The organism is Streptomyces sp. NPDC006193, assembly GCF_040613915.1.
Lineage (GTDB): Bacteria > Actinomycetota > Actinomycetes > Streptomycetales > Streptomycetaceae > Streptomyces.
Window position 1 is genome coordinate 118,743 of record NZ_JBEXTB010000004.1, and the last position, 19,590, is coordinate 138,332.

Consider the following 19,590-nt stretch of genomic DNA (forward strand, 5'->3'; position numbering starts at 1 on the left):
GGCGTGCGGGACGCGGCTCGGCACATGTGGGGCTCGAAGTTCCTATGCCCCACACTTCACCTGGTGTTATCAGAGGGTGTCGGGGTTCTCGTCCATCATGCGGCGGGCCTCCGCGAGCGCAGCTGTGTGCGCGAACCACTCCAGCACTCCGCAGATTTCCTCACTGTGCTCGGCGAAGACCTCCAGCGGAAAGGACGGGCGCAGGTCCAGTTTGGCCTCGGCCAAGTCGATGCCCTGGATCCCGTTCAGCCGGGTCATCAGCTCTCGCCGCAGCGGCTCGTCGTCGAACGGGGGACGCCGCTTCAGATACTGGAAGACGACCTCGACCGTGCCGGAGATCGGATAGAGCGCCAGTGGCCACAGTGCTCGGGAGTCGGGGGCACTGCCGAAACGCGCCGTGGGGAAGCAACTGGTTTCGTTTGCCCGCCCGTAGGTGAGATGACCGCCTTGTCGCTCCCAGAAGCGCAGGACGTTCAGGACACCGTCGACGGTTTCCCCGGTCTGGTTGTCCCGCAGTTGCTTTTCGAACCGGCTGGCCGCCGATTGCTGCTCGTCGTCGGCTTGTGGTGACGGCTCGGCGTCCTCGGCGATGTCCTTGCCCAGTAGGGCTGCCAGGTCGGCGGTGGTCAACCGGTGAGATCGGCGAGCCCGGCCCGCCTCGTCGAAGGGGACGCCCTCCGCTTCCAGGCGGGTCCGTACGTCTCCCGTCTCCTGGCCGTCCGGCCAGCGGAAGCCCGCCGACACGCGGCCGTCCGCCGTCAGCACCCGGTAGGCGCCGTGCACATTCGCCCTGGACGCCAGGTGCTGGCCGACCGGGACGGCGTGGGTACCGATGAGCGCCGCGACATCGCCGTACGTCGTCCATGTTCCGGCCGGCATGGCGAGGAGCGCGGCCCGCAGCTCCTTCCAGCCGGACCACTCGTCGTCCACGGGGACGGTGCCCGCTACGGGGCCAGGCCACAGCCGGACCGCCCGGTCGGCGAGGTCGGCGGCGCGGTCGAGGATCTCCGCCTTCCCCCACCGCTCCCACCCGGCGATCTCCTGGTTCATGCGCAGGGCACTGAAGTCCAGGATCTCTTGCTTACGACGGAAGGGATGATTCGACAGCTTTGCGTTGTCCGCGGAAAGGGTCAGGTTGCCCAGTGTGTGGACCAGGGCGGCGTGAAGTTCCTCCGGGCTCTGTCCGTCCTCGGTTTCCTCTGCGAGCAGGTCCAGCCACTGCTGAGCGGGGCTCTGCGGCAGCACGTGCTCGACGGTCAGCCGCGCCTTGGCAAAGTCGACCGGTTCGCTCGCTCCGTAGCTCTCCTCCAGCCTGCGCAATACCTGGAATCGCTGATTGCTGCGACCCGCCTTGTAGAAGGGCCGGGTACGGATCGCCTCGCGGACGGCGTCGTCGTCGGGCCAGACGCGGGCGCCCGTCTGGCTCTTGGACAGGAAGCGACGTACAGCCTCGGCCGGGTCGCCGTCCTTCTCGATCTCCTTGGGCATCTCCATGAACACCCGGTTGCTACCCGTGGTGGAATACCCGGTGAAGAGACGCCGCACCATGTAGCTCTCGGCATACACCAGCGCCTGAGCAGCTTGGTGGGGTGTGGCCTGGCCATCGTCCACCCGGTCGAGCAAGTGGAGCGCCAGTGGGTAGTGAGTCTGGCCGCCCCACCGGGAGAGCCTTTCCAGCACTTCGCGAAGTTCCGGATCGGGTTCCCTCTCGGGTTCCAGGATCCTCATCAGGCGTTCCGCCCTGCGGGCCAGGGAGGCGATCTCGGCTTCCAGAGCCGCCTCGTCGGAGCTCACGGGCTCCAGGCGCTTCTTCTGGTCCCGATAGATCTCGCTCTGCTTGGCGCGGCTGTTGCCAGCCACCACCAGATCGAGCCAGACGAGGAGTTCGAGGTTGGTGGGGCCCAGCCGATCCTGCATTGGTAGCCAAAGGCTGCGGTAGACGGCCTCGCCGCGAGTCGGCAGACACATAAAGAGGTAGTTGCGCAGCAAGTCGCTCTGGCTGAGTCCAACACCGGTGTTGTTGATCGACTCGAAGATCCGATAGACGTTGTCACCCTCCGCTGCGGTGATCTCCACGATCGACAACAGACCGCTGAGCACGGTTTCCACCGCGTCCGTCCATGCCTCACCACCGCTCTCCTCACCCTCGGTGAGGGCACCCAGGAAGAACCGGTAGGCAGCACCCACGTTGCCGGGGCCTCCGGCCCGGGGTGACCTCTCGATGCAGGCGGTGAAAGCATCGCGGTCCGCCTGCGTCGGTAGAAGGCGGTAGCGGTCGTCGCCGCTTCGGTACTTATTGACGAGCACGAGGTCATGGATGCGCTCGGCCTTCTGCTCCGCGCCGCGTTCCCGATGGCGGTCGCGCAGGGCAGTGAAGGCAAGCATAAGAGTGGTGAGCCGCTGTTGACCGTCGACGACGAGCCAGCGCTGCATGCCGCCCGCGGTGATTCGATCGGGTGCCAGCACTACGGAGCCCAGGAAGTGCGCCGCAGGGGTTCGGCCCTCTAAACGCTCTTCGACCAGCTCCAACACGTCAACCCAAAGCTGCTGCAGCTCGTCCCGCTGCCAACTGTACGTGCGTTGGTAAAGCGGTACCTGGAACTGCTTCTCGCCCTGGACGAGCTCGCTGAAAGTCGTTTCCTGAGCGTGCATGCCAAACTGCTCCCCCAAGGTGGTCGGACCGGACCATGATCCTGCCATCATGGACGTAGCCCCGTGTCCAGTTCGGCTTTCTTCCTTACCCGGTTCCTCCCATCTTCTCGCTGCCAGTGGGCAATGGCGTGTGGTCGATCGTGTGCGGTGACATGAGGCCTCAGCCCAGTAGGCGGAGCTCCTTCCCTCCAGGAAAGAAGCTCGGAGCTGGCAGGGCAGGACAGCGATCTGGTACTCGTCTCGCTGACGAGAGCACGTAAGGCCATCGCGGGGCGCACTCAACCTCACCGAAGCTGGCGATGGAAGAGTCATAACAACGGCTAACACAATGAGCCGAGCTGTCGGTGGGTGATCAAGCAGCAGGCAAGCTTCAGGAACGCTTCGTGGATGTCGGTTCGTCGTTCCCAGCGGATCCGCAGGCGCCGGAAGCCATGGAGCCAGGCGAAGGTTCGCTCGATCCCCCAGCGGTAGGTGCCGAGCCCTGTGCCGTGGCGGGTACCGCGGCGGGCGATGGCGGGCACGATGCCTCGGGCGCGGACCTGGTGGCGGTAGATGTCGTGGGCGTAGCCGCGGTCGGCGAACAGCGAGTCCGGCTTGCGACGGGGGCGGCCGATGCGGCCGCGTACCGGCGGGATCGCGTCGAGGAGTGGCAGCAGCTGCGTGACGTCGTTGCGGTTTCCACCGGTCAGCAGGACCGCGAGCGGAGTGCCGTGCCCGTCGGTGATCAGGTGGTGTTTCGAGTCGGCCCGGCCGCGATCGACCGGCGACGGGCCTGTGTGCTGCCCGCTTTCAAGGCCCTGACGTGCGAGGAGTCGACCACACAGCGGGACAGATCCAGCCGTGAGGCGGCGTTCAGCTCAGCCAACAGCACCTCGTGCAGACGCTGCCAGACGCCGGCCTCGTTCCAGTCCCGCAGCCGGCGCCAGCAGGTCATGCCTGAGCCGAAGCCCAGCTCCTTGGGCAGGTACTCCACTGGATTCCGGTGTGCAGCACGTACAGGATCCCGCACAGCACCTCGCGGTCCGGCAACGGCTTGCGCCCTGGGTACCGGAAGCGCCGCGTGCGCTGCGGCAGCAGCGGCTTTAGGCGGTTCCACAGCTCGTCCGACACGATCCACGGCACACTTTCCACACCCGGACCGAACGCTCAACCGTCGTACCAGACACGGGAACCAGGGCGGATCCACCTCATTGTGTTAGCCGTTGTAAGACCGCAACCGGTATGGAAATTGAGGCAGACGAGTCGGGCTGTACGCCGGGTTCTGTTCCCGGGGTTCCTCGCGGAGCCCCGGGCGACGGCCATCCATCTAGGGCCGGCGTTGCCGCCGGCCTCGTGCGGTCTACCCGCGGACTCGGGCGGGCAGCCCTCGAACGTCCGCGCAGAAGCACCGGAGTGCTTCCTCTTGACCTTGCTCCGGGTGGGGTTTACCTAGCTGCCCAGGTCACCCTGGGCACTGGTGGTCTCTTACACCACCGTTTCACCCTTACCGAGGACCGAGGTCCCCGGCGGTCTGCTTTCTGTGGCACTGTCCCGCGGGTCACCCCGGGTGGCTGTTGGCCACCACCCTGCCCTGTGGAGCCCGGACGTTCCTCGGGAAGCCCCCTAGGGGACTCCACGCGGCCGTCCGCCCGGCTCGTCTGCCGTGCCGACCATGGTACCGGGCGCGCGCCGTCTCGTAGACCGGCAGCCGTCGCGGGGACGGTGCCCGCCCAGGACGGCTACCAGCTGCCACCGTGGTCCTCTCCGGGCAGGGCACCGGCGACGACCGCGCCCCAGCCCTCCACGATCACGCCCCGGTCGAACGCCAGACCGTGCGGGGCCCGGGGCGAGTCACCGGAGCAGCCGCGCGTCGGCAGCACGGCACCCGGCCCAGCGGCGTGGGGCGGCCCGGTGCCACGGTCTGCGCGCGGCCCGGAGCGGAAGGGGCCGTGTGCCCGACCGGGCTGGGTAGGTGGCCGTGTGCCCGGCCGGGCGAGGGTGTGCCGCCCCGCGGCCGGTGGCCGGGAGTCGCGGCCGGGGGACACTTGACCATGCCATGACGTCAACGTCTGTACTGGCCCCATGCGTTTCGGAGGACTCGCCGCCGTCGGCGTCACCGCGCCGGCCGTGCGGCACTACCACCACCTGGGTCTGCTGCCCGAGCCCGGGCGCCTCGCCTGGGGTCACCGGGACTACACGCTCCGGCACGCCGTCGTCCTGGCCCGGGCCCGGCGGCTCACCGAGCTGGGACGGGGCCTCACTGAGGTGCGAGACGTGCTCGCGGACGACGCGGGCAACGACCTCGCCGAGGTGCTCACCGAGCTGGACTTGGACCTGGCCCGGCAGGAGGCGGGAATCCGGGAGCGGCGTGAGCGGCTGCGGGCGCTGCTGGACGCCGGCGGGCTGCCCGCCGAGGGCCGATGTCGCCCGGGCTGGCCGGGCTGCTGGCGCGGCTGATCTGCGGCGCCCCCCATCGCCGCCGAAAACCGCGAGCTCCTCGCCTTGATCGACACCGCGGCGCCAGACGAGGACTGGGGAGCGGCTGCTGTCGGCGCTGCGTGGCTTCCTGGACGATCCGGACGCGGTGGCACCGGCCCAACGGGCGTACGCGCTGATCGACGCGCTGGCGGACGCCGCGCCGGACGACCCGCGGGTGGAGGAGGCCGCGCGTGCTGTTCTCACACCGCGGTGAAGAGGATCTTCGCCGAAGCCGGGTCGGCCCGGGTGAGCCGTACCCGCAGGCGTTCGCCGAGCGGCAGCCGCTCGCCCTCGACCCGGCCGATGACCGCCGGGGACGTCACCTGCACGGTCCCCACGGTCGGCCGGCGCTCGTCCACGTCGACCACGCAGCCGTCGAACTCCTCCCCGACGCGGTCCTTGAGCAGGGCCGCCTCCACGAGGTCGACGCACTCCCGCTCCACCGTGCCCGCCCGGCGGGAGCCCTCGGCCATCCGTCCGGGCAGTGCCTCCAGCGCGGCGAGGACCCACTCGGGCGGGTCCTGTCCGGCGACGGCGGCGAGGCAGATCTCCGCGGCGTACCGGTCGGCGAGGCGGCGCAGCGGGGCCGTGCAGTGGGCGTACGGGGCGGCGACGGCCGCGTGCGTGGTGAGCGGGGGCAGGCGGCCGTCCCGGAAGACGGTGTAGCCGGCGCCGCGCAGCAGGGTCGTGCACTCCTGCAGGAAGGCCGCGTGGTGCGGGTTCCGCGGGTCCAGGGTGCGCAGCAGGGCCGCGTACGACATGTGGTGCGGCCAGTCGATGTGCAGCGCGGTCGCGGTGCGGCGCAGCCGGGCCACGGCGCCGTCCGGGGCGGCCGGGAGGGTGCGCAGGATGCCGGTGCCGTGCGCGAGCATCAGGTCGGCCGCGGCCATGCCGGTGAGCAGGGAGAGCTGGGCGTTCCAGCCCTCGGCGGGCAGCGGGGCGCGGTAGGACAGCTCGTAGGTGCGGGCGCCGTCCCCGCCGGCGGTGTCCTCCGTGATCTCCTGCTCGGGCACGTCCAGGGAGATGCCGCCGCGTTCGGCTTCGAGACGCTGCCGGACCTGCCCGATCTCCTTCAGCAGCGCGACCGGTTCCTCGGCCGTTCCCGCGTCGACGGCCCGCTGCACGCCCGCGTAGTCGAGCTTGGCGCGGCTGCGCACCAGGGCCCGGCGCACGTCGACGGCGACCGTGCGGCCCTCCGCGTCCAGGTCGGCGGTCCACAGCACGGCCGGCCGGGTCCGCCCCGGCAGCAGGCTGGCGGCGTCCTCGCCGAGGACGGCCGGGTGCAGCGGGACCTTTCCGTCCGGGAAGTACAGAGTGGTCACCCGCCGGTGCGTCTCGGCGTCCAGCGGTCCGCCGGGCGCGACGAAGGCGGCGACGTCGGCGATGGCGTACCGGACGCGGTAGCCGGTGCCGCGCCGGGACAGGTGGGCCGCCTGGTCGAGGTCCGTGGAGGCGGGCGGGTCGACGGTGAAGAAGGGGATGCCGGTGGCGTCGTACGACGGCGGGGCGGGGGCCCGCGCCGCGCGCTCGGCCTCCTGCAGGACCTCGGGCGGGAAGGCGTCCGGGATGCCGAGTCCGGCGCGCAGGGCGGCGAGCGCGGCCCGCAGGGGGGCTTCCGGGGCGCCGGTGACGTGGATCTTGCGGCGGGGCATACAGCGAGCGTAGGCCGCGGCCGTGCGGCGGGCACGCCGTACCCTGGCGCCGAGGTCTACGTGAGGAGTACGTGTTGCTGGTCCTGCTGCCGCCCTCGGAAGGCAAGGCGAACGGGGGCGAGGGCGCCCCGCTGGAGCTGCGGTCGCTGTCCCTGCCGGGGCTGACCGCCGCGCGGGAGGCCGTGCTCGGCGAGCTGGTCGAACTGTGCGCCGGCGACGAGGAGAAGGCGCGCGAGGTGCTCGGGCTCAGCGAGGGGCTGCGCGGGGAGGTCGCGAAGAACGCCGGGCTGCGCACGGCCGGCGCCCGCCCCGCCGGGGAGATCTACACCGGTGTCCTCTACGACGCCCTCGGCCTGGCCACGCTGGACGCGGCGGCGCAGCGGCGCGCGGCGGACTCGCTGCTGGTGTTCTCGGGGCTGTGGGGCGCGGTGCGGGTGACCGACCGGATCCCCTCCTACCGCTGTTCGATGGGCGTGAAGCTGCCGGGGCTCGGCGCGCTGGCCGCGCACTGGCGGGCGCCGATGGCCGAGGCGCTGCCGGAGGCGGCCGGGGAGGGGCTGGTGCTCGACCTGCGCTCCGCCGCGTACGCCGCGGCCTGGAAGCCGAAGGGCGAGGTGGCGGGGCGTACGGCGACGGTACGGGTGCTGCACGCGCCGACCCGGAAGGTCGTCAGCCACTTCAACAAGGCGACGAAGGGCCGGATCGTCCGCAGCCTGCTGTCCGCCGGGGCGGCGCCAGCGAACCCCGCCGAGCTGGTGGAGGCGCTGCGGGCGCTGGGGTACGCCGTCGAGGCGGAGCCGCCCGCGCGGGCGGGGAAGGCGTGGTCGCTGGACGTGCTGGTGGATGAGGTGCGCTGAGGCGGACACCGGTCAACAGGGCTGTTGCGTGAGGTGCAACGGTCGTTGCGGGTGGTGCAGCTCCTGGGCACGATGTGGGCATGATCTCGCCGCCGCCCGCCTTCCCGGGCTCCTCCGTCCTCGACATCGCGCCCGTCGTGCCCGTCGTGGTGCTCTCCGACGCCGCCGACGCCGTGCCCCTGGCCCGTGCGCTGGTGGCGGGCGGGCTGCCCGTCATCGAGGTGACGCTGCGCACCCCGGCCGCGGCGGCCGCCATCCGGGCGATCGCCGACAAGGTCCCCGAGGCCGTCGTCGGGGCGGGCACCGTGATCGCGCCGGACCAGGTGGACGTGTGCGCGGCGGCCGGGGCGCGGTTCCTGGTGAGCCCCGGCTGGACGGAGGCGCTGCTCGCCGCGATGCGCGGGTCCGGGCTGCCGTTCCTGCCCGGGGTGTCGACCACCTCGGAGGTCGTCGCGCTGCTGGAGCGCGGAGTGCGGGAGATGAAGTTCTTCCCGGCGCAGGCCGCGGGCGGTACGGCCTATCTGCGCTCGCTGGCCGGGCCGTTGCCGCAGGCACGCTTCTGCCCGACCGGCGGCATCGGGGAGGCGACCGCACCCGAGTATCTGGCCCTGCCCAACGTCGGCTGTGTTGGGGGCAGTTGGATGGTCCCCGCGGACGCGGTGGCCGCCGGGGACTGGGACCGGATCGAGGAGCTGGCGCGGGCCGCTGCCGGGCTCAGGCCCGCAGGTGGGACGTGTCGTTGAAGAGCCGTACGCTCGCGTTGCCGTCCGCGTAGTACGCCACCGCCGACAGCGAGGCCGCCGACAGCTCCATGCGGAACAGCGACTCGGGCGGGGCGCCGAGGGCGAGCCGGATCAGGGTCTTGATCGGGGTGACGTGCGTGACCAGCAGGACCGTGCGGCCCGCGTGGGCGGCGACCAGCTTGTCCCGGGTGGCGGCGATCCGGACGGCCGTCTCGGCGAAGCTCTCGCCGCCGCCGGTGGGACGGGCCTCCGGGTCGGCCAGCCAGGCGTTCAGGTCGTCCGGGTAGCGCTCCCGGACCTCGCCGAAGGTCAAGCCCTCCCAGGCGCCGAAGTCGGTCTCGCGCAGACCCTCGTCGATCGTCACGTCCAGGCCGAGGCGGCCGGCGACGACGGCGGCGGTCTCGCGCGTGCGGGCGAGGGGCGAGGCGACGACCGCCTGGACGGTGCCGCGCCGTGCCAGGGCCTCCGCGACGCGGCGGGCCTGTTCCCGGCCGGCGTCGGAGAGGGAGGGGTCGGCGCCGCCACTGCCCGAGAAGCGCTTCTGCGGGGTCAGCGGGGTCTCGCCGTGGCGGAGGAGGACGAAGGTGGCGGGGGCGCCGAGGTCCGGGGCGGCACCCCAGCCGGGGCGCTGCTCGCGGGAGGTGGCCGGGGCTTCCCCACCGGGTGCGCTCGCGCGCGACTGGCGGGAAGCGGGTACCTGTCCCGCCCCGGGCCCGGAAGCCCGCCGCTCGCGGGGAGCGGGTGCCTGCTCGTCACCGGAAGCGGCAGCGAGCGACTCACCGGAGACCGGGACCTGCTCGCCGCCGGAGGCGGTGACGCGCTGCTCGGAGGCGGGCGCCTCTTCCCCGCCGGGACCGGAAGCCCACCGGTCGCCGAGGGCGGGTGCCTGCTGCTCGTCGGAGCCGGAAGCTCGCCGCTCACCAGGGACGGACAACTGACCCGCACCGGGACCGGAAGTCTGCCGCTCGCCAGGTGCCGGCGGTCGGCCCGCACCCGAATCGGAAGCCCGCCGCTCACCAGCGACGGGCGGGCGGTGCTCGTCCACAGGTGCCGGTGCGGCCGCGGCGGGGGCGGTGTCGCGGGTCCGGGTCAGGGCCGCGCGGGCCCTCGCGGCGCCCGCCTTCGCGTCGCCCGGCGGGCCCGCGGGCTCCGGGACGGCGGGCGGGGCGGCCGACGCGGCGCGGGGCCCCGGCGGCGACCACGGTTCGCCCTTCGCGCCCGCGTCCATCGCCTCGTTGGCCAGGCGGTCGGCGTGCTTGTTCCGCTCGCGCGGGATCCACTCGTAGGTGACCCGGTCCGGCGGGAAGACGGAGCGTGCCTGTGCGGCCAGCGGCTTCATGTCGGGGTGCTTGATCTTCCAGCGGCCCGACATCTGCTCGACCACGAGCTTGGAGTCCATCCGGACGTGCACCGCCGCGGACGGGTCGAGGGCGTGGGCGGCGCGCAGGCCGGCCAGCAGGCCGCGGTACTCGGCGACGTTGTTGGTGGCGACGCCGATGTACTCCGCCGTCTCGGCCAGCGTGTCCCCCGTCGCCGCGTCGCGCACCACGGCGCCGTAGCCCGCGGGGCCGGGGTTGCCCCGCGACCCGCCGTCGGCCTCGACGATGAACTCCCGCACGGGCCCGCCCCCTTGACTACAGTCCGGACTCGGCCGTGCGCACCAGGATGCGGCGGCAGTTCTCGCAGCGGACCACGGTGTCCGGCGCCGCGGAGCGGATCTCGTTCAGCTCGGTGATCGCCAGCTCCTGCCGGCAGCCCTGGCAGGTGCGGGCGTACAGCTTCGCCGCGCCGATGCCGCCCTGCTGCTGGCGCAGCTTGTCGTACAGCTTGAGCAGGTCCGCGGGGACGGAGGCCGCCACGACCTCCCGCTCCTTCGTCACCGAGGCGGCCTCGCCGTCGATCTCCTCGAAGGCCGCGTCGCGGCGCGCGGTCGCGTCGTCGATCTTGGACTGCACCGAGGCGACCCGCTCGGTCAGCTCGTTCACCCGCTCCTGCGCGGCCTCGCGGCGCTCCATGACCTCCAGGACCACGTCCTCCAGGTCGCCCTGCCGCTTGGCGAGGGAGGCGATCTCGTGCTGGAGGTTGGACAGGTCCTTGGGCGAGGTGACCGCGCCGGAGTCCAGGCGCTGCTGGTCGCGGGCGGCGCGCCGGCGCACCTGGTCCACGTCCTGCTCGGCCTTGGTCTGCTCGCGGGCGCAGTCGCTCTCCTCGGTCTGCGCGGCCACGAGCAGGTCGCGCAGCTGCGTGAGGTCCTTCGTCAGCGACTCGATCTCGGCGTGCTCCGGCAGCGACCTCCGCTTGTGCGCGAGCTGCTGCAGGCGGACGTCGAGGTCCTGGACGTCGAGGAGTCGGATCTGGTCGGCGGGCGCGGCGTTCAGTTGGGGGCTCCCGTTAGCTAGAGGTGGTGGTGGACGCCGCGTGGGCGGTCCAGGGGTCGGTGACCGTCTTCGAGACGTGGACGCGCAGGTCCCAGCCGTGGCGGTCGGAGATCTCGTCGAGCTGGCTCGCGGCCAGCTCGCACCAGGGCCACTCGGTGGCCCAGTGCGCCGCGTCGAGCAGCGCGAGGGGACTGTGGGCCACCGCCTCGGACGCCGGGTGGTGGCGCAGGTCGGCGGTGAGGAAGGCGTCGACGCCTGCCGCGCGGACCTGGTCGAAGAGGCTGTCGCCGGAGCCGCCGCTGACGGCGACGGTGCGGACGACGGCCTCGGGGTCGCCGGCCACCCGGATGCCCTGCGCGGTGGCGGGCAGCCGCTCGGCGGCGCGGGCGGCCAGCTCGCGCACGGTGAGCGGGTGGTCCAGCTCGCAGACGCGGCCGAGGCCCCGCCGGCCGTGCGGGTCGCTGGGGTCCGGGACGAGGGGGCGCAGGACGCGCAGGTCCAGGGCGCCGGCGAGGGCGTCGGAGACACCGGGGTCGGCGGTGTCGGCGTTGGTGTGGGCGACGTGCAGCGCGATGTCGTTCTTGATCAGCGTGTGCACGACCCGGCCCTTGAAGTGGCCGGCCGCGACGGTGGTCGTGCCGCGGAGGTAGAGCGGGTGGTGGGTGACCAGCAGGTCGGCGCCGAGCCGCACCGCCTCGTCGACGATCTCCTGCACGGGATCGACGGCGAACAGGACCCGGGTGACCTCCTGGCCGGGTTCGCCCACGACCGTGCCGACCGCGTCCCAGGACTCGGCCCGCTCGGCGGGCCACAGGTTCTCCAGCGCGGCGATGACTTCAGACAGACGGGGCACGAAGGAAAGGCTACCTGGCTGTCCTGCGCGTCCGTACCGCATCCGGCCGGTCCGGTCCGGTCAGCACAACCACCCTCGTCACCTCAGAAGAATCGCTTCTGCGCCACCCGTACGTGTGAAGCAGGAGCCGGCACCTCCCCCGCCTTTGCGTGCGAAAACTAGCTTCGTCGCCGGAGGTGACCGGACGATGACGGCCTGTGCGATCGAACCCCCGTCCACGGACGGGGGCGGCGGTGCGCCGGAGGCGGGGTGCGCGATCACGGCGGACGGCGCGTACGCCGCCCGGCTGGCGCGGGCCGGTGACTGCTGGTTCCCCGAGCGGTGGACCCTGGACGGCCCGGAGCCGTACGCGGTGCCGCTGCCCGGCGGCCAGCCCGAGGAGGCCGGCACCGAGGTGCAGCCGCTGGGCGACGGCCGGGTGCTGATCCACCGTCTGATCGAGCGGCGGCACGTCTTCTCGCTGCTGTACCCGACCGGGCCCGGCACCGGCGAGCTGCCGCTGGGCGCCGTGGAGTGCCCGGAGCCCGGCGCCCGGCTCGCCCTGCTGCCGCCCGCACCGGGAGGCGCGCGGGCGTACGCCCTCGCCGCCGGGCCGCGCGCGGGGGTGGTGTGGCTGGTGGCGGGCGGCGCGCACGGACCGCAGCGGCTCGCCGAGGTGCCGGGGCGCTGCTCGGGCGGGGTGTGGCTGGACCGCACCGGGCGGCTGCTGGCCCTCGACCGGGAGCTGGGCGGGCGCACCAAGACGGTCGTGGTGGACCTGGAGCGCGGCGGCGAGGTCTCGCCGCTGCTGCAGATCGCGGAGGGCAGCGACGACCGGCTGCTGCTCGCCGACCCCGACAGCGGGCTGCTGATGATCTCCTCCGACGCGCCGTCACCCGGGCGGGAACGGCTGGGCTGGGGGGTGCTCGGCAGCGCCCTGCCGGTGCGCTTCCCGGAGTGCCTGCGGATGCCGGAGTGCGGGGTGACGCCGTTCGCGATGCAGCCGGGGCAGGCGCTGATGCCGGAGAACTGCGCGGTGGGCCTGCGCATCGACGCCACGTCCGGCACCTGGGTGGCCGCCTGGCGGCCGGCCGAACGGCGGGTGCGTCATCTCGCGGCGCCGCGGGGATGGCTGGCGGGAGCCGGGCTGTGGACGCGGGACGGGGTGCTGCGGCTGCCGTACGCCACCCGGGAGACGCCGTGCGGGGTGGCGGAACTGACCGTGCCCTGGGGGGAGGCGGGGCCGGCGGAGGCCGCGGCGGGCGGGGGCGGCGCAACGCCGGCCGACGCGGGGGATGCGGGGGACGCGGGGGACGCGGGTGACGCGGCCGGGGACGGTGCCGCCGGGGAGTCCGAGGAGCGCCCCACAGCACCGGAAGCGGACCCTCCGCACCCGGTCCCGGCCCGGCCCGTGCCGCTCCAGCAGGCGCCTCTGGGACGCCTTGTAACGAACTAGTGCCGGTTGGTGTGTACGCATGGATTCGGCCCGCGGTGCGCCGGTTAGACTCGCCCGGCTGTACGAAAGATCATTGTTGACGGGGTGAATTCTTCCGATGAGTGACACCAGCACGATGGAGCACCTGTCTGCCGGTTCGCAGGAGACGGCCGGCCACGGCCGGCACCGGGGCCCGGTGGCGGCCCAGGAGTCCGAGACGACTCCGCACGGCCGGCACCGCAAGCCGGTCCAGGAGACGGCCGAGGCCGTCGCCTGGCGGTAGGTGAACGCGAAGGGGGCGCTCGTTGCGGCGAGCGCCCCCTTTCGTCTTGCCCGTACGTCTTGCCCGTTCGTCTTGCCCCGGAGTCCTGAGCTGCCGCACGCGCCTCCGACGGCCGGGGCGTGGCACCCCACCTCCGCCGTCGCGCGGCGGGACACGGTGACACCGACGGGTGGGGGCGTCGGGCGTCGGGCGGCATGGACGGCCGCCGGACTCGCCCCGGCGCAGGGGCGTCGCGGACGGGTGGCGTCGACTCCGCCCCTGCGTACGGGCATTCGAGGGGAAGCCGGCACGGACGCCGCCCGGACTCCGGCCCCCGCCCCGCCCGCCGCGCACCGGCGGCATCGACAGCTCCCGGACGCGGCCCCTGCGAGGGCCTCGCGGGACGGGCTGCGTGGACAGCGGACCGACTCCGCCCGCGCGCACCCGCGGTCGTTGACGGCGGACGTGCCGCCGCGGACGGCGGGCGGCCGGGTCGCACCCCGGCACGGGCGTCGCACCCCGCACGGGCATCCTCGGACGGACGGCATGCGCAGGACCGCGACCGCGCCCGCGCGCACCGGAACGAGAGGACGGGCGGCCCCTGAACGGCCGCCGGACTCAGCTTGCGGGCCGGGTCTCACCGACGGCCTGCCGGACCACCGGAGGGCCTTCGCCACCGCACGCGGGCTCGCGGGCAGGCGGCACCGGGTGGGAGACGGTATGGGCGCAGAGACGGTGCCGACAGCCGCCGAACCGCCCGGCGCACGCGCTCTCGCGGACCAACCGCCCGGGCACTCCCCGGCCCTCGCCCCGCGCAGCGGCGTCGCAGCGCAGGCGGCAGCGGCTGCCACCGGACCGGATCCCCGCTCGCGGGCCTCCACGGGCCTGAACGCGCGAGGCGGGTGGCGGCACGGCCGTACGGCGGGGTCAGGTGTGCCGGACGACGGTGTCGCTCAGCACGGGAGCGTCGCCCCGCTCGACGGCGCCCACCGTGACCCGCACCCGGCCCTCCTCCCGCCACATGCGGATGCGCAGGGTCTCCCCCGGGTACACCACCCCGGCGAACCGGGCGTCGTAGGCGCGCACCCTGGTCACGTCGCCGCCGAGCAGCGTGTCCACGACCGCCTTCAGCGTGATGCCGTAGGTGCACAGGCCGTGCAGGATCGGCCGGTCGAAGCCGGCGCGCCGGGCGAACGCGGGGTCGGCGTGCAGGGGGTTGCGGTCCCCGGAGAGGCGGTAGAGGAGCGCCTGGTCGGGGCGGACCGGACGCTCGACGGTGCGGTCGGGAGCGCCGGCGGGCGGTCCGGCCGGGGCCGTGCCGTGCGGGCAGGCCGGAGCCGTGCCGTGCGGTCCGGGCAGGGCGCCGGGCCCGCGGTCGCCGCCCCAGCCGCCCTCGCCGCGGACGAAGATGCGGGCCTCGGTGGTCCACAACGGGCCGTCGGCGTCGGCGACTTCGGTGCGCATCACGAGGACGGCGGCCGTGCCCTTGTCGTACACGGCGGCGATGCGGCCGCCGGCGGTGGCGGTGCCCGCGGTGGGGACCGGCCGGTGCAGCGTCAGGCCCTGGCCGGCGTGCAGCACCCTGGCCAGGTCGACGTCGACGCCCGGCATGGACAGTCCGCCGATCACTCCGGGCGGCCCGCCCCCGGCGACGGTCGCGAAGCTCGGCAGGACGTGCAGCCGGGACTCCAGGGTGTAGCGCAGCTCGTCCGGGTCGGTGGCGGGACGGTCCTTGTCCGGGTCGGCCCCGGCGCCGATGCCCAGGTGGTACAGCAGGACGTCCTGGGCTCGCCAGGTGATCTCCTCGCAGCGGGGTGCGGCGGCTAGGGCCAGGGCCGCGTCGATGGGCATGGGACTCCTGACGTGACGGCTGTCGGGGCGGCCGGACCGGTGCGCTCGTCCTCGCCGCGCTGCCGCCGGCCGATCCGGGCCGGCGCGCGTCCGCACGAGCCGCCCGTCGGCACGGGCGCCCGTCCGCACGGGCCGCCCGTCGCACCGCGGCGGCCGCCGGCCGCCGGGGGCGCCGTCGCCCGGTCCGGCGCGTGGTCGCGTCCGGCGCCCTCTGTATAACCCAGCGCTCCCCGCCTGTGAAGGGTCCCGCGGGCGCGCCGCGGCAGGGACCGTGACATATGTCCTGCCGGAAGCCGTACGGGTGCCCCTGCCGTCGGCCGGAACCGGTTCCGTACCGTTCGCTCGTACGTTGTGCCCTCCTCCCGGCGAGGCGGGCGCCAGGGAGCCGGGGGCAGAGATGACGTGGTGGCAAAGACCGCGGGGCGCGGCGGCGGCGCCGCGGGCGGAACGGCTCGGGTGGCGGACCGGGCACGAGCGCTTCCGGGCGGCGCGACGGTCCGCCGCGCCCGGCGGCGGCGACCTGGACGCCGGCCACCCGGGGCCGCCGCTCACCGGCTTCACCCTGCTGCCCTGGCTGCTGATGGGGACGGGCTCCGTCACCGGCCTGCTGCGGGGCGAGACCCCGCACCCGTGGATCGCCGGTCCGGGCCTGCTGGCCTTCGGCTTCCTCTACGTCCACGTCGTCTTCCGCGCCTTCGACCGCGCCGGGCGGGAGGCGGTGTCCACCCGGGTCGCGCTCGGCCTGATGGGCCTGGTCACCACCGGTCTGGCGCTCGGCTACGGCGGCCCCTGGCTGATGCTGTTCCCGCTGCTGGGACTCGCGGTCGGCGCGTGCCTGCGCGGCCGGCGGCTGGGGCGGGCCGCCGTGCCGCTCGCGGTGGGCGCGGCCGCCGTCTCCTGGGTCCACGGCGGCTGGAGCGAGGCGACGGGCATCGGGTACGCCACCTTCATCTCCGGCATGGTGACCGCCGCGGTCCTGGGCCTGTCGGAGGCCGTACGGGAACTGCGGGCCGCCCGCGAGGAACTGGCCCGGCGCGCGGTGGAGCAGGAGCGGCTGCGGTTCTCCCGTGATCTGCACGACCTGCTCGGGCACACCATGTCGGTGATCGTGGTGAAGTCGGAGGCGGCCCGGCGGCTGGCCCCGCGCGATCTGGACGCGGCGCTGGCGCAGATCACGGACATCGAGTCGGTGGGCCGGCAGGCGCTCACGGAGATCCGCGAGGCGGTGACCGGCTACCGGGAGGGCAGCCTGGCCACCGAACTGGCCCGGGCCCGCTCCGCGTTGTCCGCGGCGGGTGTGGAGGCGGCGGTCCGCCGGTCCGGCACACCGCTCACCCCGCAGGCCGAGGCGCTGCTGGGGTGGGTGGTGCGCGAGGCGGTCACCAACGTCGTCCGGCACAGCGACGCCGGCCGCTGCGAGATCACCGTGGAGGGCGGCGCCGGACGGGCCCGGCTGACCGTCACCGACGACGGCACCACCACCGGCGAGGGCACCGCCACCGGCGACGGCGCCTCCACCGGCGAGGGCACCGCCACCGGCGACGGCACCGGGTCCGGCGAGAGCACCGGCACCGGGTCCGGCGGAAGCACCGGCTACGGCACCGGCACCGGCTACGGCACCGGCGAGGCGGCGGGCCGGCCGCGCGAGGGCCGGGGCGGTACGGGTCTGAAGGGGCTGACCGAGCGCCTCGCGGCGGCGGGCGGCTCGCTGACGGCCGGCCCGGCGCCGCGCGGCGGGTTCACGGTGAGCGCGGAACTGCCCCTGGGCGCGGACGAGTCGGCGCCGCCGGCGGGTACGGCGCCGGGTACGGCCGGCCACCCGGCCGGCGTCGGCACGCGCCCCGGGGACGGGGAGGGAACCCGCCGCTGGGGGCGTCGGCCCCGCCGTAGTCTGGGCGCGTGAACGAGATGCCCCGGGATCGCCTCCCCGCCCCATGCATCCGGGTCCTGCTCGCCGAGGACCAGGGCATGATGCGCGGCGCCCTCGCCCTGCTGCTCGGCATGGAGGAGGACATCGAGGTCGTCGCCCAGCTGTCCTCGGGCGACGCCGTCGTGGACGGCGTGCTCGCCCACCGGCCGGACGTGGCCCTGCTGGACATCGAACTGCCCGGCGCCAGCGGGCTGGACGCGGCGGCCGAACTGCGCGAGCGGGCGCCCGACTGCCGGGTGCTGATCCTGACCACCTTCGGCAGGCCCGGATATCTGCGCCGGGCCATGGAGGCCGGAGCGGCCGGCTTCCTCGTCAAGGACGGGCCGGTGGAGGAGCTGGCCGCGGCGATCCGGCGCGTGCTCGCCGGGGAGACGGTGTTCGATCCCGCCCTGGCGGCCGCCGCGCTGAGCGCCGGGCCGAATCCGCTGACGCCGCGTGAGCGCGAGGTGCTGGCGGCGTCGGCGGACGGGGCGACGGTCGCCGACGTCGCCGGCCGGCTGCACCTGTCCGAGTCCACGGTCCGCAACTACCTCTCGTCGGCGATCGGCAAGACCGGCACCCGGAACCGTGCGGAGGCGGTGCGGGAGGCCCGGCACCAGGGCTGGCTCTGACCGGCGTCTGCGCCCCTCGGCCCCCTGACGCCGCGTCAGGGACCCATGAATCGGTCAAGAAGTCGTTAGAGGCCCGAAGCAACGGAATAGTTGCCCGCGCATACGAGGTTTACCCGGCACCATGCCACCCGGAAGGCCTCATCCCATGACAGACACGACGACCGACCGGCCCACCCGGAGAGCGGGCGGGACCGTCGTCCCGGTGCTCGCCTTCGCGGGCATCGTGGTCGCGGTGATGCAGACCCTGCTCGTGCCGGTCGTCAAGGACCTGCCGCAGCTGCTGGACACCGCCCCCAGCAACGCCACCTGGGTGCTCACCTCGACCCTGCTGTCCGGCGCCGTCGCCACCCCGATCATGGGCCGCCTCGGCGACCTGTACGGCAAGCGCCGGATGCTGATCCTCAGCCTCGCCGTGATGGTGGCCGGCGCCCTGGTCAGCGCGCTCACCAGCCAGCTGCTCACCATGATCGCGGGCCGGGCCCTGCAGGGCTTCGCCATGGGCGCGATCCCCCTCGGCATCGGCCTGATGCGGGACATGCTGCCGCGCGAGAGGCTCGGCTCGGCCATGGCCCTGATGAGCTCCTCGATCGGCGTCGGGGGCGGCCTCGCCCTGCCCGCCGCGGCCCTGGTCGCGCAGCACACCGACTGGCACGTCCTGTTCTACGGCGCCGCCGGCCTCGGTGTGCTCGCCATCGCCCTCACCCTGCTCGCCGTGCCCGAGTCCCCGGTGCGCGCCGGGGGGACCTTCGACCTGCCGGGCGCCCTGGGCCTGTCCACCGGTCTGGTGCTGCTGCTGCTCCCCGTCACCAAGGGCGGCGACTGGGGCTGGTCCTCCGGCACGACGCTCGGCCTGTTCGCCGGGTCCGTCGCCGTGCTCGTCCTGTGGGGGGTGTACGAGCTGCGCGTCCCGGCGCCCCTGGTGGACCTGCGCACCACCGCCCGCCGCGAGGTGCTGCTCACCAACCTCGCCTCGATCATGGTCGGCGTCAGCTTCTACGTCGTCTCGCTCGTCCTGCCCCAGCTGCTCCAGCTGCCCGCCGCCACCGGCCACGGCCTCGGCCGGTCCATGGTGGTCGCCGGCCTGTGCGTGGCCCCGCTGGGCCTGACCATGATGTTCACGGCGCCGGTCTACGCCCGCCTGTCCGCCCGCCACGGCCCCAAGGTCACGCTCATCACCGGCATGCTGATCATCGCGATCGGCTACGGCGGCGGGCTCGGCCTGATGGACGCCGCCTGGCAGACCGTCGTCACCTCCGTGGTGCTCGGCGCGGGCATCGGCCTGGCCTACTCCTCGCTGCCCGCGCTGATCGTCGGCGCGGTGCCCGCCTCGGAGACCGGCGCGGCCAACGGCCTCAACACCCTGATGCGGTCCATCGGCACGTCGGTGTCGAGCGCCGTCATCGGCATGGTGCTGGCCGACACCGCGGACACCGTGGACGGCGTGGAGATCCCGACCATGCACGGCTTCCGGGTCTCCTTCCTGATCGCCGCGGCCGCCGTCGCGGTGGGCCTGCTGTTCGCGCTGCTGCTGCCGAAGACGCCCCGCCCGGCCGCGCGGCACACGCGACCGCGGGCGAGCAGCGAGCAGGACGCCGCCCTGGAACGCGCCGAGGAGGTCCTGCGGGGCTTTCGCGGCCGGGTGCTGGGCGCCGACGGCGCCCCGGTCGCCCGGGCCAGGGTCACCCTGATCGACCGCCGGGGCCGCCAGGCCGGCGCGACCGTCTCCGCGGCGGACGGCGCCTACATGCTCGCCGTGCCCGCCCGGGGCGCGTACGTGCTCGCCGCGAAGGCCCCCGGGCACGGGCCGCTCGCCTCGGCCGCGACGCACTCCGGGGAGGAGCGCGCGGTCGAGCTGGACCTGTCGCTGCCGGGGGAGACGGTCAGCGCGTAGAGCGTCCCGCCGGGGGGTGCGCCACCGGGGGCGCCGCTC

14 protein-coding genes, 1 other RNA gene and 2 pseudogenes are annotated in these 19,590 nt (G+C 74.1%); 8 read left to right on the forward strand and 9 right to left on the reverse strand.

From position 1 onward, the window contains the following. Window positions 1-69: 69 nt before the first annotated feature. From ABZ261_RS05950 to ABZ261_RS05965, 4 genes and pseudogenes are all read right to left on the reverse strand, one after another. Window positions 70-2,652, reverse strand: a complete 2,583-nt coding sequence (locus ABZ261_RS05950; RefSeq protein ID WP_356855737.1) for a DUF262 domain-containing protein — start codon at window positions 2,650-2,652, stop codon at window positions 70-72. 320 nt (window positions 2,653-2,972) lie between these two features. Then, window positions 2,973-3,774 (reverse strand): annotated as a pseudogene (locus tag ABZ261_RS05955) (IS5 family transposase). Window positions 3,775-3,886: 112 nt separating this feature from the next. Further along, an RNA gene (gene rnpB, locus ABZ261_RS05960) (RNase P RNA component class A) lies at window positions 3,887-4,288 on the reverse strand. A gap of 82 nt (window positions 4,289-4,370) precedes the next feature. Beyond that, window positions 4,371-4,511 carry a hypothetical protein gene (locus ABZ261_RS05965; protein WP_356855739.1) on the reverse strand — a complete coding sequence of 47 codons (141 nt, stop codon included), beginning with the start codon at window positions 4,509-4,511 and terminating at the stop codon, window positions 4,371-4,373. A gap of 202 nt (window positions 4,512-4,713) precedes the next feature. On the opposite strand from ABZ261_RS05965, the pseudogene ABZ261_RS05970 reads away from it, so the two are divergent. Beyond that, window positions 4,714-5,308, forward strand: a pseudogene (locus tag ABZ261_RS05970) (MerR family transcriptional regulator); the annotation flags it as partial. A 1-nt stretch (window position 5,309) separates the two neighbouring features. Here the strand turns inward: ABZ261_RS05970 and ABZ261_RS05975 are convergent. Then, window positions 5,310-6,761: an RNB domain-containing ribonuclease gene (locus ABZ261_RS05975; RefSeq protein ID WP_356855741.1), complete on the reverse strand. Its 1,452-nt coding sequence runs from the start codon at window positions 6,759-6,761 to the stop codon at window positions 5,310-5,312. A gap of 74 nt (window positions 6,762-6,835) precedes the next feature. Here ABZ261_RS05975 and yaaA point away from each other — a divergent pair, with 74 nt between their 5' ends. Together yaaA and eda are read left to right on the forward strand one after the other, a co-directional pair. Beyond that, window positions 6,836-7,618: a peroxide stress protein YaaA gene (gene yaaA, locus ABZ261_RS05980; protein WP_356856140.1), complete on the forward strand. Its 783-nt coding sequence runs from the start codon at window positions 6,836-6,838 to the stop codon at window positions 7,616-7,618. A gap of 80 nt (window positions 7,619-7,698) precedes the next feature. Further along, window positions 7,699-8,361, forward strand: a complete 663-nt coding sequence (gene eda / locus ABZ261_RS05985; RefSeq protein WP_356855743.1) for a bifunctional 4-hydroxy-2-oxoglutarate aldolase/2-dehydro-3-deoxy-phosphogluconate aldolase — start codon at window positions 7,699-7,701, stop codon at window positions 8,359-8,361. Here the strand turns inward: eda and ABZ261_RS05990 are convergent. From ABZ261_RS05990 to ABZ261_RS06000, 3 genes are read right to left on the reverse strand one after another with little or no spacing between them, the layout of a single operon-like run. Next, complete coding sequence (locus ABZ261_RS05990) at window positions 8,333-9,979, reverse strand: bifunctional RNase H/acid phosphatase (protein ID WP_356855745.1); 1,647 nt, start codon at window positions 9,977-9,979, stop codon at window positions 8,333-8,335. The genes eda and ABZ261_RS05990 overlap by 29 nt on opposite strands. A 16-nt stretch (window positions 9,980-9,995) precedes the next feature. Then, window positions 9,996-10,739 (reverse strand): C4-type zinc ribbon domain-containing protein, encoded by a 744-nt coding sequence (locus ABZ261_RS05995; RefSeq protein WP_356856142.1) that lies wholly within the window; start codon window positions 10,737-10,739, stop codon window positions 9,996-9,998. A 13-nt stretch (window positions 10,740-10,752) separates the two neighbouring features. Next, window positions 10,753-11,592 carry a Nif3-like dinuclear metal center hexameric protein gene (locus ABZ261_RS06000; RefSeq protein WP_356855747.1) on the reverse strand — a complete coding sequence of 280 codons (840 nt, stop codon included), beginning with the start codon at window positions 11,590-11,592 and terminating at the stop codon, window positions 10,753-10,755. A 187-nt stretch (window positions 11,593-11,779) separates the two neighbouring features. Here ABZ261_RS06000 and ABZ261_RS06005 point away from each other — a divergent pair, with 187 nt between their 5' ends. Beyond that, a complete protein-coding gene (locus ABZ261_RS06005; RefSeq protein WP_356855749.1) occupies window positions 11,780-13,027 on the forward strand; it encodes a hypothetical protein in 1,248 nt (415 codons plus the stop codon). Between the two features lie 97 nt (window positions 13,028-13,124). Further along, window positions 13,125-13,289: a hypothetical protein gene (locus ABZ261_RS06010; protein ID WP_356855751.1), complete on the forward strand. Its 165-nt coding sequence runs from the start codon at window positions 13,125-13,127 to the stop codon at window positions 13,287-13,289. Window positions 13,290-14,195: 906 nt separating this feature from the next. On the opposite strand, the gene ABZ261_RS06015 is transcribed toward ABZ261_RS06010, so the two are convergent. After that, window positions 14,196-15,119, reverse strand: coding sequence for a MaoC/PaaZ C-terminal domain-containing protein (locus tag ABZ261_RS06015; protein ID WP_356855753.1), 924 nt, complete (start codon window positions 15,117-15,119; stop codon window positions 14,196-14,198). A gap of 397 nt (window positions 15,120-15,516) precedes the next feature. Here ABZ261_RS06015 and ABZ261_RS06020 point away from each other — a divergent pair, with 397 nt between their 5' ends. The 3 genes from ABZ261_RS06020 (at window position 15,517) to ABZ261_RS06030 (ending at window position 19,551) form a co-directional block, all read left to right on the forward strand. Then, a complete protein-coding gene (locus ABZ261_RS06020; RefSeq protein WP_356855755.1) occupies window positions 15,517-17,022 on the forward strand; it encodes a histidine kinase in 1,506 nt (501 codons plus the stop codon). 5 nt (window positions 17,023-17,027) lie between these two features. Next, window positions 17,028-17,660: a response regulator transcription factor gene (locus ABZ261_RS06025; protein WP_356856144.1), complete on the forward strand. Its 633-nt coding sequence runs from the start codon at window positions 17,028-17,030 to the stop codon at window positions 17,658-17,660. A gap of 145 nt (window positions 17,661-17,805) precedes the next feature. Continuing rightward, window positions 17,806-19,551, forward strand: coding sequence for an MFS transporter (locus tag ABZ261_RS06030; RefSeq protein ID WP_356855757.1), 1,746 nt, complete (start codon window positions 17,806-17,808; stop codon window positions 19,549-19,551). The last annotated feature ends 39 nt before the right edge of the window (window positions 19,552-19,590 follow it).

Coding starts and splice junctions, on each gene's coding strand:
- ABZ261_RS05950 (WP_356855737.1), bottom strand. CDS start 2,652: ATGCACGCTCAGGAAACGACTTTCAGCGAGCTCGTCCAGGGCGAGAAG.
- ABZ261_RS05975 (WP_356855741.1), bottom strand. CDS start 6,761: ATGCCCCGCCGCAAGATCCACGTCACCGGCGCCCCGGAAGCCCCCCTG.
- eda (WP_356855743.1), top strand. CDS start 7,699: ATGATCTCGCCGCCGCCCGCCTTCCCGGGCTCCTCCGTCCTCGACATC.
- ABZ261_RS06005 (WP_356855749.1), top strand. CDS start 11,780: ATGACGGCCTGTGCGATCGAACCCCCGTCCACGGACGGGGGCGGCGGT.
- ABZ261_RS06010 (WP_356855751.1), top strand. CDS start 13,125: ATGAGTGACACCAGCACGATGGAGCACCTGTCTGCCGGTTCGCAGGAG.
- ABZ261_RS06015 (WP_356855753.1), bottom strand. CDS start 15,119: ATGCCCATCGACGCGGCCCTGGCCCTAGCCGCCGCACCCCGCTGCGAG.
- ABZ261_RS06020 (WP_356855755.1), top strand. CDS start 15,517: ATGACGTGGTGGCAAAGACCGCGGGGCGCGGCGGCGGCGCCGCGGGCG.
- ABZ261_RS06025 (WP_356856144.1), top strand. CDS start 17,028: ATGCCCCGGGATCGCCTCCCCGCCCCATGCATCCGGGTCCTGCTCGCC.
- ABZ261_RS06030 (WP_356855757.1), top strand. CDS start 17,806: ATGACAGACACGACGACCGACCGGCCCACCCGGAGAGCGGGCGGGACC.